The sequence below is a fragment of the Cryobacterium sp. PAMC25264 genome (genome assembly GCF_019443325.1).
In the GTDB taxonomy this organism is placed as follows: domain Bacteria; phylum Actinomycetota; class Actinomycetes; order Actinomycetales; family Microbacteriaceae; genus Cryobacterium.
Genome location: NZ_CP080383.1, coordinates 2838412 through 2852229 on the forward strand (window position 1 = coordinate 2838412; position 13818 = coordinate 2852229).

Consider the following 13818-nt stretch of genomic DNA (forward strand, 5'->3'; position numbering starts at 1 on the left):
GCCCTGGGTGCCTCGAATCGGCTGTCGCAGCACCGCGGAGGAGCACGCCTGCGCCCCGCGCGGACGTCCGGGTGATACGTCAACCACGCTCAAAGAATTATGAGGCTGCATCAGATGATTTTCGAAGTCGGCGAGACCGTCGTCTATCCCCACCACGGCGCAGCAACGATCACCGCAGTCGAGACCCGCACGATCAAGGGTGTCGAAAAGCGCTACATCACGCTCACCGTGCACCAGAGTGACCTGGCCATCAACCTGCCCATCGACAACGCCGAGCTCGTCGGCGTTCGCGATGTCATCGACGCCGCGGGTGTCGAGGCGGTCTTCGACGTGCTTCGCAGCGACGTCGAGGAAGAGCCCAGCAACTGGTCGCGCCGCTACAAGGCCAACACCGAGAAGATGGGCAGCGGCAGCGTCTACCGCGTCAGCGAGGTCGTTCGCGACCTGTGGCGCCGCGACCGCATCTCCGGCGTCTCCGCCGGTGAGAAGCGGATGCTCATCAAGGCCCGCCAGGTTCTCGTCTCCGAGCTCGCGCTCGCGCAGAAGTCCACCGAGGAAGAGGCCTTCGTCACCCTCGACGACGTCCTGAACGCCAGCGTCGCCGAAGTCGCCTAGTTCACCCCCCTCAAACGTCGTCGGATGAGCAGCCCCCTGGTTGCCGTCCGGCGACGTTTCTGGGTTAACGAGTCTGCTTCGACAGGCTCAGCACGGCGTGCTTCGGCCGGCTCAGCACGGCGTGCTTCGACAGGCTCAGCACGGCGTACGGCCGCCGACCGAGCACGCGCCGCTCTGCCGGCCGCTCTGCTGACGCTGACGCTGGCACTCGCGGGCTGCGCCGGTGCTCAGCCCACGGCGACCGGGCCCGGCCCGACGCTGCCGCCTGTGGGCGGCGGCTTGGACTACCAGCTCGGCGGCGCCTACGACCCGCCGGACGGGGTGAGCGTCGTCGCCCGCGACAGCACCGAGGCGCCCGCCACCGGCCTGTACTCGATCTGCTACCTCAACGGGTTCCAGACCCAGCCGTCCGACTCCGAGCGGCTCCTGGCCGACTCCCCCGAGTTGATCCTCACCGCCGAGGACGGACCCGTGCGCGACGAGAACTGGCCGGACGAGCTCCTGTTCGACACCGGCACCGCCGCGAAACGGACCGGGATCGCCGCGCTGATGCTGCCGCAGATCGCCGGATGCGCATCCGCCGGCTTCGACGCCGTGGAGATCGACAACCTCGACTCGTACACCCGCTCGGCCGGGCTGCTCACGGTCGACGACAACGTGGCGCTGGCGACCCTCCTGGTTGATGGCGCACATGCCGAGGGGCTCGCGATCGGACAGAAGAACGCAGCCGACCTTGCCGACGAGCTGGCCGGAACGTTCGACTTCGCCGTGGCCGAGGAATGCGACCGCTGGGAGGAGTGCGGGCTCTACACCGCCGCCTACGGCGACCATGTGCTGGCGATCGAGTACAGCGACGATCTGCGCGTCGACTTCGCCACGGCCTGCGCGGAGCCGAACCGGCCACTGTCGATGATCCTGCGCGACCGGGACCTCGTCATAGCGGGCTCGGACGGATACGTGTACGAGCGCTGCTGACCCGTTGGGGTGTGCCGTAGAAGGCCGACCAATCTGTCTGCGTGAGGGTGGCGAACTAGACACGTGAGGCGATCCGGCCTTGCGGTTCAGTCACCAAGGAGCTCCTCATGCGTTTCATTCCCACCAAGGTCCACGCCGTTCTCGACTACGTCGTCGCCATCGCCCTGATCCTCGCCCCCACACTCTTCATGTTCGAAGAGGTCGGCGGCGCGGCCGTCATCATCCCGCGTATCCTGGGCGTCGGCCTGATCCTCTACAGCCTCTTCACCCGCTACGAGCTGGGCCTGGTCAAGGTCATCGGCATGCCCGTTCACCTCGTCTTCGACATCGTCGCGTCGGTGTTCCTGATCGCCTCACCGTTCCTGTTCGGCTTCATCAGCGAGGCCCCGAACGCCTGGCTGCCGCACATTGCCGTCGGTGTCGCCGTGATCCTCGTCGTCATTTGCTCCAAGAGCCAGCCCGGCGCCAGCGTCACCGGCTCCAAGGCGCACGCCAGCAGCGTCGCCTGATCCGCTTTACGCACACAGACTGCGGCAAGCGCTCCCGGCACTGGGGGCGCTTGCCGCTTCTGTGTGCCCGCGGCCTCGCGGTGGGTTGCCGCACAGTGCCCGTCCTACGCCGGCGATATGCGGGGCAGGCGCCGGGTGCCGGGTTGCGCAGGAAGGCTCCTCGTGACTTGCCAGTTGAGGCCCCCTCCGAGGCATTGACTGGGCAGCAAGTGGCAACTCACGACCGCCGCATCCGGTGAGTTGCCACTTGAGGCCGCCTCGGGCGCCCGGAGCGGGCGCCAAGTGGCAAGTCGGCGGGGGGCAGATCGGGCAGCCGGATATTGCCGGGAGGCTACCGGGCGACCGGACGCAGGATGCGCCAGAGCAGCGCCCGCTCGGTGACACCCCAGAGCGCGCTCACCGTGAGGTAGATCGCCGCGGCCAGCGGCACGAACGCCGCGAAGACCACGCTGATCAGCGGCAACCAGCTCAGCACACCGGTCATGGTCGCCTGGGCGGCCGGCGAGAGGGCTCCCGGAACCGGCGGGACCGCTGCGGGGCGCGCCCCGGCCGTCGTATTCCGGCCGGCGGTTACACCGACAGCTCCCGGGGCGCCAGAGGCCGCCGCAGCACCGGGCGCGAGCGGGCCGGCCGGGGCGGCGGATGCGGCGGCCTGGGCGAGCATCAGCCGCCGACTGAGCAGCTGGGCAGCCAGCAGCACGGCGAGGAGCACCCCGCCGACCAGCAGCGCCGCCGGGGTCGTGCCGGCGCCCCAGCCGGAGAGGATGCTGCTGCCCAGCGGGCTGCCGAACAGGCCGCCGGCGAGGAGGGCGTTGTCGTGCCCGTTGATGGTGCCCAGCACGAAGAGGCCGTAAACGATCGAGAGGATCGGGGCCTGCACGAGCAGAGGCAGGCATCCGGCCAGGGGCGACGCGTTCTCGGCCGCGTACAGCGCCATGGTCTCCCGTTGCAGGCGCTCGGGGTTACTGCCGTGTTGGCGGCGCAGCTCGGTGAGGCGCGGAGCGAGGCGTTGCCGCTGCCGTTGGGCCCGGGCCTGGGAGACCCCGACGGGGATGAGCACCAGCCGCAGGGCAAGGGTGAGCACGATGATCGCGAGGGCGGCCGCGTTGGCCGCGCTGAGCGGGGTGAGGAACAGGGTGAGGTTGTGCAGAACGGCATAGGCCGCGTCGAGCACGGCCGCGATGGGGCCGAAGGCATAAAAATTCATGGGGAGACTCCCGGTCGGAATACGGAAAATGGGGAACCGTATGGTCGCGACAGGAAGGGCGGGCACCCGATGGGTGCGGCGCGGGAAAAGGCTCCTAGGCGACCGGGAGGGCGCGGCCCGGAGCTCGCGGCTGGGGCTTACCCGGCGCATCCGGAACGCTCTGGCCTACCTGCGAGGCCAGCTCGGGGTAGGGCCGGGCGACGGGCGTGGGTGCGCCGGTGAGCACCATGACGAGCATGGCCAGCACCTGCTGCGCCGCGCCGGTGACGGCCACGGCCGAGGCGCTCAGGGTGAAGAGGGCGGCCAGGGCGAGGACCTCGCCGAAGCCGCGGCCGCCGAGCAGCAGCGCGCCCAGGCCGAACCCGGTGCCGAGGCTCAGGCCGAGCGCGACCGACAGGCGGGCGGTCGGCGATGCCCCGGCGGGCAGCAGCGTGCGTGTGCGCATCCGGGTCACCTCCAGCTCAGTCGTCCGTCCGGTCTTGTTCGGCCACTCTAGTCGGCGGGAAGCGCACGCATCTGGTTGTTGCGCTTCTCGTGGGTGAGTTCGGCCAGGCCGAGGTGCTCGAGCAGCGGGGGCAGGTACATGCCGAACCGGCCGCGGTAGCCCGAGCGCAGGCCGTACCAACCGCCGACCGGGTTGTCGGCGGAGCGGCCCCATGCCTCGACGCTGCCTTCCGGTGCGGGCTTCTTCTCGTCGCTGGCGCCCAGCGGCACCCAGTCGCCCTGCTCGAGCAGCCAGGCGTGCAGGTCGTCGATGGCGCGCGCTTGGTATTTCAGGGTCGTGGCACCGACTTGGCAGACGAGTTCGTCGCCCTCGCGGTACATCGTGTAGGTCGAGGAGCCGGGTGCTGTCGTGAGCTGCCAGGGATCGGCAGCGGTTCCTGCGGTCATCGGGTCTCCTCCGGGGCCGGCGCACGCCGCTCGACTCCCGCTTTCGTCAGCCTAGGCACCAGGCCGGGCTACCGCTAGAGCTACGGCCACACCACCGAGTACGCTGAGCGCACGTGGACTGCCCACGCGAACCGGAGGGACCGCGCATGGCGAAGAAGGATGCATCCGGCACACCCCGCATGAACAAGAAGCTCTACGAAGACGAGCTGCGCCGGCTCCAGGCTGATCTGGTGACCATGCAGGAGTGGGTTCGCGAATCCGGCGCCCGCATCGTGGTGATCTTCGAGGGCCGCGATGCCGCGGGCAAGGGCTCGGCCATCAAGCGGGTCACCGAGTACCTCAACCCGCGCATCGCCCACATCGTGGCGCTCCCGGTGCCCACCGACCGCGAGCGCGGCCAATGGTATTTCCAGCGGTACATCAAGAACCTGCCCACGGCCGGTGAAATCGTGCTGATGGACCGCTCCTGGTACAACCGGGCTGGTGTGGAGAAGGTGATGGGCTACTGCACCCCCGACGAATACCGCCGGTTCCTGCACCAGGCGCCCCTGTTCGAACGGATGCTGGTCGAGGACGGCATCATCCTGCTCAAGTACTGGTTCTCGGTGTCGGACAAGGAGCAGGAGCTGCGCTTCCGCTCCCGACAGAAGGACCCGATGCGGCGCTGGAAGCTCTCCGAGACCGACGTTCTGTCGATCACCAAGTGGGTGGACTACTCCAAGGCCAAGGACGAGATGTTCGTGCACACCGACATCGCCGAGGCCCCGTGGTGGGTGGTCGAGAGCGAGGACAAGCGCGCCGCCCGCCTCAACATGATCAGCCATTTCCTGTCGATGGTGCCCTACGAGCAGATGGAGCCGCCGCTCGTGCACATCCCGCACCGGCCACCGGCGTCGGACTACGAACGACCGCCGCGCGAGCTCAACCGTCCGGTGCCCGACCATGCCGCGCGCATCACCGAGTTGGCCGCGGAGGCCAAGTCGAAGGGCAAGGGCAAGGCTAGCTAGCAGTGCGTGGGGCGATGCGCCGGGCCATGCCCGGTCGAGTTCCGCAGCCGTGCCTTCGCGCCGTGCTCGATCAGCACCGGCACGTAATCCCTGATCGGCTTGCCGTCGAGCAGGTGGCGTTCCTCGGTGACGACATCTTCGATGAATGACCGGGGCCGGTCCGGGTATCGCTCCACAAGACGATCGATGACCTGGGCTACCGCGTGGTCTTCGTGTTCGGTGCGCTCTTCAGTGTCCACCCGATCAGTCTGTTCTTCGCGGCCGATCCGGTCAACTCCGGGGCTACGCTGAAGCACCGCGCGCTGCACCGATGTGCAGTCGCCTCATTCTTCGAAAGGGAAACCATGGCCACCGGCTCCCCCACTCTGATCGACATCACCCTGCCCGCAACGCCGGGCGGCAGTTTCGGCCTCGCCGCGGTGCTGGGCGTCCCGGCCGGGCCCGGGCCGTGGCCGGGCGTGGTGCTGGTGCACGAGGCGTTCGGGCTGAACGACGTGATGCGGCGCCAGGTTGAGCGGATGGCCGCGGCCGGCTACCTCGCGCTGATGCCCGACCTGTTCAGCGAGGGCGGCGCCCGCCGTTGCTTGGTCGCCACCTTCCGTTCGCTCTCGGCGGGCCAGGGGCGGGCGTTCGTCGACATCGAGTCGGCCCGCACCGCGCTCGGCGCCCGCGACGACTGCACGGGCGCGGTCGGCGTGCTGGGCTTCTGCATGGGCGGCGGCTTCGCGCTGGCCGCGGCGACCCGCGGGTTCGATGCGGCCTCGGCCAACTACGGCATGCTGCCCGGCGGTTCCGACTCCGAGCTCGACGACGCCCTCACCGGCGCCTGCCCCATCGTGGGCAGCTACGGCGGTCGGGACACATCGCTGCGCGGCGCGGCCGAGCGCCTGGATGCGTCGTTGACCCGACTGGCCCTCCCGCACGACGTGGTGGAATACCCCGGCGCCGGGCACGCGTTCCTCAACGACGCCGAGAGTGGGCCCGTCGCCCTCCGGTTCGCCCTCAAGCGCTTCCTCGGCGCCGGCCCAGACCCCGTGGCGGCCGCGGATGCCTGGCGGCGCATCGACGCGTTCTTCGCCGAGCACCTGACCACGCCCTAGACATCCGCCCACCCGGCCGCGACTGGCCCCGATGCGGACATCTGCACCCGGCGCACCGGGACCAGATGTCCGCATCGGGACCAGTTGGACGGGAGGGTGAGCCGCGATGGCGTTACTCCAGCGTGCCCGCCACCGCTTCGGGCGCGGCGGCGGGGGCGGCCTCGGCCAGGAGGGAACGGGCGGCGAGGCCGATGATGGCGCTGTAGGTGGGGTAGGCGAAGCGCACGTGGGCGAGAGTGGCCACGTCCACGCCCGCGGCGATGGCCGTGGTCACCGACTGCACCACCTCGATGGCGTTCTCCCCCACCGCGTGCGCGCCGAGGATCAGGTCCCGGCGGCGGTCGGAGATGAGCATCAGGAAGCCGCGTTCCCGGTCGTCGATCACCGCCCGGTCCAGGCTCGCGTACGGCACGGTGGCGACGACACAGAGCGGGTCCCTGGCGCGAGCCTGCTCCTCGGTGAGCCCCACCCCGGCGTAGTCGGGGTCGGTGAAACCGCCGGCCGGCAGCAGGTGGTGCGGCGTGCGGCGGTTGGTGCCGAGCACCGCGTTCTCGGCGGCGGCCTCGCCCTCGAACTGGGCGGCCTGCACGAGCATGTCCCGGCCGTTCGCGTCGCCGACGGCAAAGATGTGTGACACCTCGCTGCGGAAGTACTGGTCGACGGGGATCGCCGAGCGCACGGTGGCGACGCCGGCCTTCTCCAGGCCCAGGTCGTCCACATCCGCCGGCCAGCCGGTGGCCATGATGACGGCGTCGAAGCTGTCGGAGACGGACTCGCCGCCCGCCTGCCAGGTGAGGGTGATGGAGCCGTCGGCATCACGCACGAGCGACTCCACGGTGGTGATGCCGGTTTCGACCCGGGTGCCCTGTTCCCGGAACGCCGTGCTCACAGCCTCGGAGACGGCGGCGTCCGACGCCATCAGGATGCGCGGCGCCACGTCGAGCAGGGTCACCCGCGAGCCGAACGAGCTGAAGATGGTGACCAGCTGCGCTCCGGTGTTGCCACCGCCGATCACCGCGAGGCGTTCGGGCAGGGCGGGCAGGCTCAGCACGTGCTCCGGCACCGTCGCCAGCTCGGCGCCCGGGATCGGCAGCCGCCGGGAGTGGCCGCCCACGCAGACCAGGATGTTGTCGGCGCTGATGCGGCGCCCCGTGCCGAGCTCGACGGTGTGCGGGTCGACGAACCGGGCGCGGCCCTCGAGGATGAGGTCGATCCCGGCGTCGGAGAACCGTTCGGCCTCCCGCTTGATCGCCCGCACCCGGTCGACGGATTCGGTGACCCGGGCGGCCGTGGTGCGCCAGTCGAACCGCTCGATGACGGCCTCGATGCCGTAGGTATCGGCGGTGCGCACCTCGCGCATGAGCCGGGCCGCCTTGGCGAGCGCCCGGGTGGGCACGCAGCCGGTGTTCACGCAGGTGCCGCCGGTGCGGTCGGATTCGGCCACGGCGACGCGCGCGCCGAGCTCCGCCGCGCGCAGGGCGGCGGAGGTACCGGCCGGGCCGGCTCCGATGACGAGCACGTCGTAGTGCGAGATGGCGGTGGGGGCAACAGCAGACATCGGGACCTCCGGGCAGCGAACGGAACACCGACACTGCCAGTCCGGGCTGGGAGTCGGCCCAGACCCGACTCTCAGGCGGCGCCCTGGCCGCGCTTGGCGTCCTTGTTGGCCGCCCGGCCTGCCTTCCGCATCGCCTTGTTTCGGGCATCCTCGGATTTCATCAGCGTGCGTGTTTCGTCGAGGTCGCCGATCAGGGGGCGCCACCAGGAGGCTGCGGGGTCGGCATCCACCAGGATCGTGCGGATGAGCAGGGTGAGCGGAATCGCCAGGATGGCGCCGATGGCGCCCAGCACGATGGCCCAGAACAGCACGGACGCGAAGGTGAGCGACTGGCTCAACGCCACCGCGTTGCCGACCACCCGCGGCTGCACTATGGACTGCACGACGGCGTTGATGATGGCGTAGATGACGATCACCGGCAGCGCCAGCGCCCAGCCGCCGACGAGGAAGGCGAACACCGTGGGTGGAATGATGGCGATGAAGTAGCCCACGTTGGGGATGAAGCTGCAGAGGAAGGACAGCAGCCCCCAGAGGAACGCGCCCGGCACACCCAGCAGCACCAGGGCGAGCGCGTTGAGCACCCCCTGGGCGATGCCGAGCAGGGTCGTGGCCACCATGTAGCGGCGCACGCTGGAGGCGAAGTCGGTGAGCGCCGCGACCAGGGTGGGCCGGGACGGCCGCAGCTGGCTGAGCAGCGTGGGCAGGTAGCCGGCGTCCGCGGCCATCAGGATCAGCATGGTCAGCACGATCACCAGGGCGACCGTGACGTTGGTGATGCTGCCGAACACGCCCGACACGAGCGGAACGAGGTTGCTCGGGTTGAAGGTCGATTCCACGGCTTGCACCTGGGTGGTGCCGAAGCCGATGCTGGCCAGCCAGGTGGCGATCCTCGCACCGATGTCGCTGATCTGGCTGGCGAATTGCGGCAACAGGGCGGCGAACTGGCCCAGCGCCAGGCCGAGCGCGGCGACGAAGGCGGCCAGCACCACGAACACCGTGGCCACGACCGACCCGGTGGCCAGCCCCCGCGGCACGCCACGGCGTTCGAGGCCACGGCGCACCGGATGCGCGCAGATCGTGAGTATGAGCGCCAGCAGGATCGGCGCGGCGATACCCGCGATGGCCGCGAGACCGAAGACCGCCACGGTGGCTCCGCCCAGGCCGAGCAGGATCGAGGTGCTGCGGTGCATCAGCGCCGGGGCCAACACTCCGGTGGCGACCAGCTCCGATTCGATCGCGCCGGGCACCGCGGGAGCCTCGACGGGAGCCCTGCGGTGTCGACGTCGCCACATGGGGACTCCCTCCGGGGTCGGAACGCTGGTGCCGGCCGTGACGGCCGGTCTCAGCCACAGTGTCCACCCCCGGCGCGCCCTATGCCCTCACCCGGTTCGGGTGAGGTGGCGCGGCGGTCTCACATGATGCGGTGTCAGATGATGCGGTGTCAGAGCCCCGGCAGGTGCCGGATGTTGGACCTGGCCATCTGCACGGCCTCGCCGACCCCTCCGTTGAGCACGGTCTTCGACAGGGCCAGCGCGAACCCCTTGACCTGCTTCGCGGTGACGTTCGGCGGCAGCGACAGTGCCAGCGGGTCGGTGACGATGTCGACGAGGGCGGGGCCGTCGTGGGCGAACGCATCCGTCAGCGCGCCGCGCAACAGACCCGGGTCCTCCACCCGCACGGCGAAGAAACCGAGCGCGGCGGCCACGGCGGCGTAGTCGACGGCGGGCACATCGACCGCGAAGTCGGGATACCCGTCGACGAACATCTCGAGTTTGACCAGGCCGAGGGTGGAGTTGTTGAACACCACGACCTTCACCGGCAGCTTCTGGGCGGCGATGGTGATGAGCTCGCCGAGCAGCATCGCGAGCCCGCCGTCGCCGCTGATGGTGACCACTTGACGGTCGGGGTAGGCGCTCTGGGCGCCGATGGCCTGCGGCACGGCGTTGGCCATGGAACCGTGCAGGTACGAGCCGATCAGCCGGCGGCGGCCATTGGGGGTGAGGTAGCGGGCCTGCCAGACGTTACCCATGCCGGTGTCGGCGGTGACGATGGCGTCGTCGGCGACGAGGTCGTCGAGGGTCGCGGCGGCGAACTCCGGGTGGATCGGTCGGCCGTGGTCGACATCCGTGTAGGTGCCCACGACGCTGCTGAGCAGCTTCTCGTGCTTGGCGAGGGTGCGCTCGAGGAAGGACCGGTCGGCCTTCTTCGTCACCAGCGCGGTGAGGGCCGCGAGCGTGGCGGTCACGTCGCCGTGCACCGGGTGGGTCACGCTGGCCCGCCGGCCCAGGTGCGACGGGTCGGTGTCGACCTGGGCGATGATCACCTTGTCGCCGTCGGGCAGGAACTGCTCGTAGGGGAAGTCGGTGCCGAGCAGCAGCACCAGATCGGCGTCGTGGATGCCGGCATGGGCGGCGCCGTAGCCGAGCAGGCCCGTCATGCCCACGTCGAACGGGTTGTCGTACTGGATCCACTGCTTGCCACGCAGGCTATGCCCGACGGGCGCGGCCACGAGGTCGGCGAACGCCACGACCTCGTCGTGCGCGCCCTCCACCCCGGCGCCGGCGAAGATCGCCACGGTCTTGGCCTTGTCGATGGCGTCGGCCAGGGCCCGCACGTCGGCCCCGTCGGGCACCACGGTGGGGCGGCCGGGCAGCACCAGCTTGGGCACCGAGCCCTCCGCGGGAAGCTCGGCGACATCACCGGGCAGCGTCACTACCGACACCCCACCGAGCGCCAGGGCGTGCCGCATGGCCGCGTTGACGACCTGGGGCGACTGCGCGGCGGAGGAGATCAGCTCACGGTAGTGCGAGCACTCCACGAAGAGCCGGTCGGGGTGGGTCTCCTGGAAGAAGCTGCTGCCGATCTGGGTGGTGGGGATGTGGCTGGCGATCGCGAGCACCGGCGCCCCGCTGCGGTGGGCGTCGTAGAGCCCGTTGATCAGGTGCAGATTGCCGGGCCCGCAACTCCCCGCGCAGACGGCCAGCTTTCCGGTCAGCTGCGCCTCCGCCCCCGCGGCGAAGGCCGCAGCCTCCTCGTTGCGCACGTGCACCCAGTCGATGCCGCCCTTGGCGGAGCCGCCGGTGCGGCGCACGGCATCCACGACTGGATTGAGGCTGTCCCCCACGATGCCGTAGATGCGGTGCACCCCGGCGCCGACGAGCTGGGCGATGAGTTGGTCTGCGACGGTCTGAGCCATCGACCCAGTTAACTCCGCGGGGCGCCCAGGCCTCCAGTACGGCCGGTCACAGTCAGCGAACTCCCAGTCCTCTGTAACCGTGCGTTCGCACACCGTCCAGCCCGATGCCTAAGCTCGGAGGATGACCCTGCGCAGCATTCCCCTGACCCTTGCCTCCGGGCAGACCGTGACCCTCGCCGACTATGCCGACCAGGTCGTGCTCATCGTCAACGTCGCCTCCAAATGCGGTCTCACGGTGCAGTACGGCGCCCTGGAGGAGCTGCAGAAGACCTACGGGCCGCGCGGCTTCACGGTGCTCGGCTTTCCCTGCAACCAGTTCAAGGGCCAGGAGCCCGGCAGTATCGAGGCCATCCTCGATTTCTGTTCCACCACGTACGGCGTGACCTTCCCGATGTTCGACAAGGTCGAGGTCAACGGGGCCGACCGTCATCCGCTCTACGCTGTGCTCACCCAGACGCCGGATGCCGACGGTGCGGCCGGCGACGTCGGCTGGAACTTCGAGAAATTCCTACTCACTCCCGCCGGGGTCGTGCACCGGTTCCGCCCGGCGACGGTGCCCGATGCGCCCGAGATCCTCGCGGCGATCGAGGCCGGACTGCCGGTCAACGCCTGACCCGGCCGGTAGAGCCGGCCGGCAGGATGCCTCAGGCACCGACATCCTTCTGCCGGAGGACCAGGGCCGCCAGGCCGCCAAGCACCAGGACGGCCAGGTAGAACAGCACGAGCGTCCAGGCATCCGCGCCGTTGGCCAGCGGACTGTTGCCGTACGCCGCGTAGTACGGCGAGAGGCCGTGCAGCCACTGAAGGTCGGTGCTCTGGTTGGCGATCGCATTGAACACGTAGCCGATCACGGCCACCGCCGCCCCGCCGCCGATGCCCCACACCTTGCGACCGGTGAGCGCCCCGCAGACCAGCGCCGCGCTGCCGCAGACCAGCGCGAGAGCGCCGAAGAGCAGGCAGGTGACGGCCAGGTTCGCCACGTCGATGTCGAGACCGGCCGGACCATTCCAAAGCAGCACCACCAGGAACACCACGAGGGCCAGCGTGAGGACCTTCACGACGAGGGCCGCGAACCGTTGCACCGCCACCTGCACCCGGGTGACGCCGTGGGCCAGGGTGAGCTCGAGCTGGCCGGATTCCTCGTCGCCGCCGATGGCCGCGGCACCCCAGCTGATCGCGGCGATACTGATGAGCAGGAACCCGATCAGGCCGAAGAAGGTGGACTGGGTGTATCCGGCCCCGGTGTCGATCTGTTGGTAGTTGATGGTGCGGGTCAGTTCGGTGGGCAGGCTGTCGATGAGCTGCTGCATCTGCGGGTTGCCGCCCAGGCTCGGGAAGATCGGCAGGTATAGGCATAGAGCCGCGGTGAGCCCGATCGACCAGCCCAGTAGCGAACGCCAGCCGTCGGTCAGCGCCTTGGTGAAGATCGGCACAGCGCTGCGGTGCTCGGTCGCGGTACGCGGCGAGGTGGCGGTGGCGGCACTCATGAGCGCACCGCCTCGGTGTGTGCGACCTCGGGCGTGGAGTAGAGGCGCAACACCGATTCCTCGAGATCGGGTTCTTCTACGACGAGGTCGGTGAGCCGCATCGGGGAGATGGCCTGCACGAAAGGCGAGATCGCCCCGGTGAGGATGGCCGTGGCCTCGGCACCGTCCGTGGCCGGCCGGCAGTCCAGCTCGCCCAACCCAGCCAGGGGCGACAACCTGTCGTACAGCTCCGCGGCGGTGATGCCGGTCGCGCTCATCCGCAGGTGCCGGATCGCGGTATCGCGGAGCGCTTCGACCCCGGCCACGGTGATGATGCGGCCGTCCCGCAGGATGGCGACCTGGTCGGCGGCCTGCTGGATCTCGCTGATCACGTGCGAGGAGAGGAACACGGTCTGGCCGGCCGCCCTGGCCTCGTCGACCAGCCCGAGGAAGACCTGCTGCATGAGCGGGTCCAGGCCGCTGGTGGGCTCGTCGAGCACCAGCAGGTCAGGCCGGTGCATGAACGCCTGCACGATGCCGAGCTTCTGCTTGTTGCCTTTCGACAGGGTGCGCACGGTGCGGTCCAGGTCGAGGCCGAGCCGGTCGGCGAGTTCGTCGACCCGGCCGGCCGGCACCGGTCCGGAGATGTTGGCGTAGTGCCGCAACAGCCGCCGGCCCGTGATGCGTCCCTCGAGGATGAGCTCCCCCGGTAGAAACCCGATCCGGCGACGCAGGTCTGGGCCGGCGTTGCGGGAGTCGATGCCCAGGAGGGTGGCGTGGCCGGAGGTCAGCCGGATGAGGTCGAGCAGCGCGCGCATGATGGTGGTCTTGCCCGCTCCGTTGGGCCCGATCACACCGAACACGCTACCGCGGGGCACCGTGAAGCTCACGGCGTCGAGGGCCACGGTGCTGCCGAATTTCTTGACGAGGTCGACCGCGACGATGGCGGCAGACGAACTGGAGTTCGAGGTACTCACAGTGCTGAGCCTAGACATGCGCCAACCGGCTCACAAGACCCATTTCTACAACGATGGAAAAGGCGTCGAACCCCCTTGCCCGTGATTTTTACAACGTTGTAGATTGAGCAGGTTCTTCCCCTTCTCGGTGACCTCGCGCCTGGCCCGCGGCGAAGTCGTGCGCGCTCGCATCGACGCAGGCACCTACGACACCGCCGTGTACGGTGCCGCCCCGCTGATCGACTCCGTCGTCACCGCGGATGCCGAGACCGGCGCTTGATTTCAGCTCGACCGGCGCGACCTCGACCACCGGCTCGACCGACGCGACGGGAACCTGC

At 69.7% G+C, this 13818-nt stretch carries 16 protein-coding genes; 7 read left to right on the top strand and 9 right to left on the bottom strand.

Features of this window, described 5'->3' with window-relative positions:
* The first annotated feature begins 114 nt into the window (after positions 1-114).
* From KY500_RS13210 to KY500_RS13220, 3 genes are all read left to right on the top strand, one after another.
* Positions 115-615 (top strand): CarD family transcriptional regulator, encoded by a 501-nt coding sequence (locus KY500_RS13210; RefSeq protein ID WP_066597804.1) that lies wholly within the window; start codon positions 115-117, stop codon positions 613-615.
* Positions 616-882: 267 nt separating this feature from the next.
* Positions 883-1590 (top strand): endo alpha-1,4 polygalactosaminidase, encoded by a 708-nt coding sequence (locus KY500_RS13215; RefSeq protein WP_255579313.1) that lies wholly within the window; start codon positions 883-885, stop codon positions 1588-1590.
* Between the two features lie 107 nt (positions 1591-1697).
* The gene (locus KY500_RS13220; protein WP_219900935.1) at positions 1698-2099 is read left to right on the top strand and encodes a hypothetical protein; all 402 of its coding nucleotides are present in this window, start codon (positions 1698-1700) and stop codon (positions 2097-2099) included.
* A gap of 331 nt (positions 2100-2430) precedes the next feature.
* On the opposite strand, the gene KY500_RS13225 is transcribed toward KY500_RS13220, so the two are convergent.
* The 3 genes from KY500_RS13225 to KY500_RS13235 all read right to left on the bottom strand — a co-directional run bounded on the left by KY500_RS13225 (position 2431) and on the right by KY500_RS13235 (position 4197).
* Positions 2431-3306: a membrane protein insertase YidC gene (locus KY500_RS13225; protein WP_219900936.1), complete on the bottom strand. Its 876-nt coding sequence runs from the start codon at positions 3304-3306 to the stop codon at positions 2431-2433.
* A gap of 94 nt (positions 3307-3400) precedes the next feature.
* Positions 3401-3751 carry a DUF6412 domain-containing protein gene (locus KY500_RS13230; RefSeq protein ID WP_219900937.1) on the bottom strand — a complete coding sequence of 117 codons (351 nt, stop codon included), beginning with the start codon at positions 3749-3751 and terminating at the stop codon, positions 3401-3403.
* Between the two features lie 47 nt (positions 3752-3798).
* Positions 3799-4197, bottom strand: a complete 399-nt coding sequence (locus tag KY500_RS13235) for a DUF6855 family protein (RefSeq protein ID WP_219900938.1) — start codon at positions 4195-4197, stop codon at positions 3799-3801.
* Between the two features lie 146 nt (positions 4198-4343).
* Between KY500_RS13235 and ppk2 the strand changes: the two genes are divergently transcribed.
* Positions 4344-5204 (top strand): polyphosphate kinase 2, encoded by an 861-nt coding sequence (ppk2, locus tag KY500_RS13240; RefSeq protein WP_255579316.1) that lies wholly within the window; start codon positions 4344-4346, stop codon positions 5202-5204.
* Here ppk2 and KY500_RS13245 read toward each other — a convergent pair.
* Positions 5201-5443 carry a three-helix bundle dimerization domain-containing protein gene (locus tag KY500_RS13245; RefSeq protein WP_219900939.1) on the bottom strand — a complete coding sequence of 81 codons (243 nt, stop codon included), beginning with the start codon at positions 5441-5443 and terminating at the stop codon, positions 5201-5203. The two genes, ppk2 and KY500_RS13245, sit on opposite strands and share 4 nt — an antisense overlap.
* Positions 5444-5548: 105 nt before the next feature.
* Here KY500_RS13245 and KY500_RS13250 point away from each other — a divergent pair, with 105 nt between their 5' ends.
* Entirely contained in the window at positions 5549-6304 is a 756-nt protein-coding gene (locus tag KY500_RS13250) for a dienelactone hydrolase family protein (RefSeq protein WP_219900940.1), read from the top strand.
* A 112-nt stretch (positions 6305-6416) separates the two neighbouring features.
* On the opposite strand, the gene KY500_RS13255 is transcribed toward KY500_RS13250, so the two are convergent.
* The 3 genes from KY500_RS13255 to KY500_RS13265 form a co-directional block, all read right to left on the bottom strand.
* Positions 6417-7862, bottom strand: a complete 1446-nt coding sequence (locus KY500_RS13255; RefSeq protein ID WP_219900941.1) for an NAD(P)/FAD-dependent oxidoreductase — start codon at positions 7860-7862, stop codon at positions 6417-6419.
* Between the two features lie 71 nt (positions 7863-7933).
* Entirely contained in the window at positions 7934-9154 is a 1221-nt protein-coding gene (locus KY500_RS13260) for an AI-2E family transporter (protein WP_219900942.1), read from the bottom strand.
* 149 nt (positions 9155-9303) lie between these two features.
* Positions 9304-11058: a pyruvate dehydrogenase gene (locus tag KY500_RS13265; protein WP_219900943.1), complete on the bottom strand. Its 1755-nt coding sequence runs from the start codon at positions 11056-11058 to the stop codon at positions 9304-9306.
* 121 nt (positions 11059-11179) lie between these two features.
* Between KY500_RS13265 and KY500_RS13270 the strand changes: the two genes are divergently transcribed.
* Positions 11180-11671 carry a glutathione peroxidase gene (locus tag KY500_RS13270; RefSeq protein ID WP_219900944.1) on the top strand — a complete coding sequence of 164 codons (492 nt, stop codon included), beginning with the start codon at positions 11180-11182 and terminating at the stop codon, positions 11669-11671.
* Positions 11672-11702: 31 nt separating this feature from the next.
* Here the strand turns inward: KY500_RS13270 and KY500_RS13275 are convergent, their stop codons facing one another.
* Together KY500_RS13275 and KY500_RS13280 are read right to left on the bottom strand one after the other, a co-directional pair.
* On the bottom strand, positions 11703-12545 hold the full coding sequence (locus tag KY500_RS13275; protein ID WP_219900945.1) for an ABC transporter permease subunit: 843 nt from the start codon (positions 12543-12545) through the stop codon (positions 11703-11705).
* Positions 12542-13501: an ABC transporter ATP-binding protein gene (locus tag KY500_RS13280; protein WP_255579317.1), complete on the bottom strand. Its 960-nt coding sequence runs from the start codon at positions 13499-13501 to the stop codon at positions 12542-12544. The genes KY500_RS13275 and KY500_RS13280 overlap by 4 nt, the downstream gene beginning before the upstream one ends.
* Before the next feature lie 103 nt (positions 13502-13604).
* Between KY500_RS13280 and KY500_RS13285 the strand changes: the two genes are divergently transcribed.
* Complete coding sequence (locus KY500_RS13285) at positions 13605-13760, top strand: hypothetical protein (protein ID WP_219900947.1); 156 nt, start codon at positions 13605-13607, stop codon at positions 13758-13760.
* Positions 13761-13818 lie beyond the last annotated feature (58 nt).

Excerpts from the sequence above, each read along its gene's own strand:
- ppk2 (WP_255579316.1), top strand. The coding sequence starts at position 4,344 with ATGGCGAAGAAGGATGCATCCGGCACACCCCGCATGAACAAGAAGCTC.
- KY500_RS13270 (WP_219900944.1), top strand. The coding sequence starts at position 11,180 with ATGACCCTGCGCAGCATTCCCCTGACCCTTGCCTCCGGGCAGACCGTG.
- KY500_RS13265 (WP_219900943.1), bottom strand. The coding sequence starts at position 11,058 with ATGGCTCAGACCGTCGCAGACCAACTCATCGCCCAGCTCGTCGGCGCC.
- KY500_RS13255 (WP_219900941.1), bottom strand. The coding sequence starts at position 7,862 with ATGTCTGCTGTTGCCCCCACCGCCATCTCGCACTACGACGTGCTCGTC.
- KY500_RS13230 (WP_219900937.1), bottom strand. The coding sequence starts at position 3,751 with ATGCGCACACGCACGCTGCTGCCCGCCGGGGCATCGCCGACCGCCCGC.
- KY500_RS13210 (WP_066597804.1), top strand. The coding sequence starts at position 115 with ATGATTTTCGAAGTCGGCGAGACCGTCGTCTATCCCCACCACGGCGCA.
- KY500_RS13225 (WP_219900936.1), bottom strand. The coding sequence starts at position 3,306 with ATGAATTTTTATGCCTTCGGCCCCATCGCGGCCGTGCTCGACGCGGCC.
- KY500_RS13235 (WP_219900938.1), bottom strand. The coding sequence starts at position 4,197 with ATGACCGCAGGAACCGCTGCCGATCCCTGGCAGCTCACGACAGCACCC.
- KY500_RS13275 (WP_219900945.1), bottom strand. The coding sequence starts at position 12,545 with ATGAGTGCCGCCACCGCCACCTCGCCGCGTACCGCGACCGAGCACCGC.
- KY500_RS13220 (WP_219900935.1), top strand. The coding sequence starts at position 1,698 with ATGCGTTTCATTCCCACCAAGGTCCACGCCGTTCTCGACTACGTCGTC.
- KY500_RS13250 (WP_219900940.1), top strand. The coding sequence starts at position 5,549 with ATGGCCACCGGCTCCCCCACTCTGATCGACATCACCCTGCCCGCAACG.
- KY500_RS13260 (WP_219900942.1), bottom strand. The coding sequence starts at position 9,154 with ATGTGGCGACGTCGACACCGCAGGGCTCCCGTCGAGGCTCCCGCGGTG.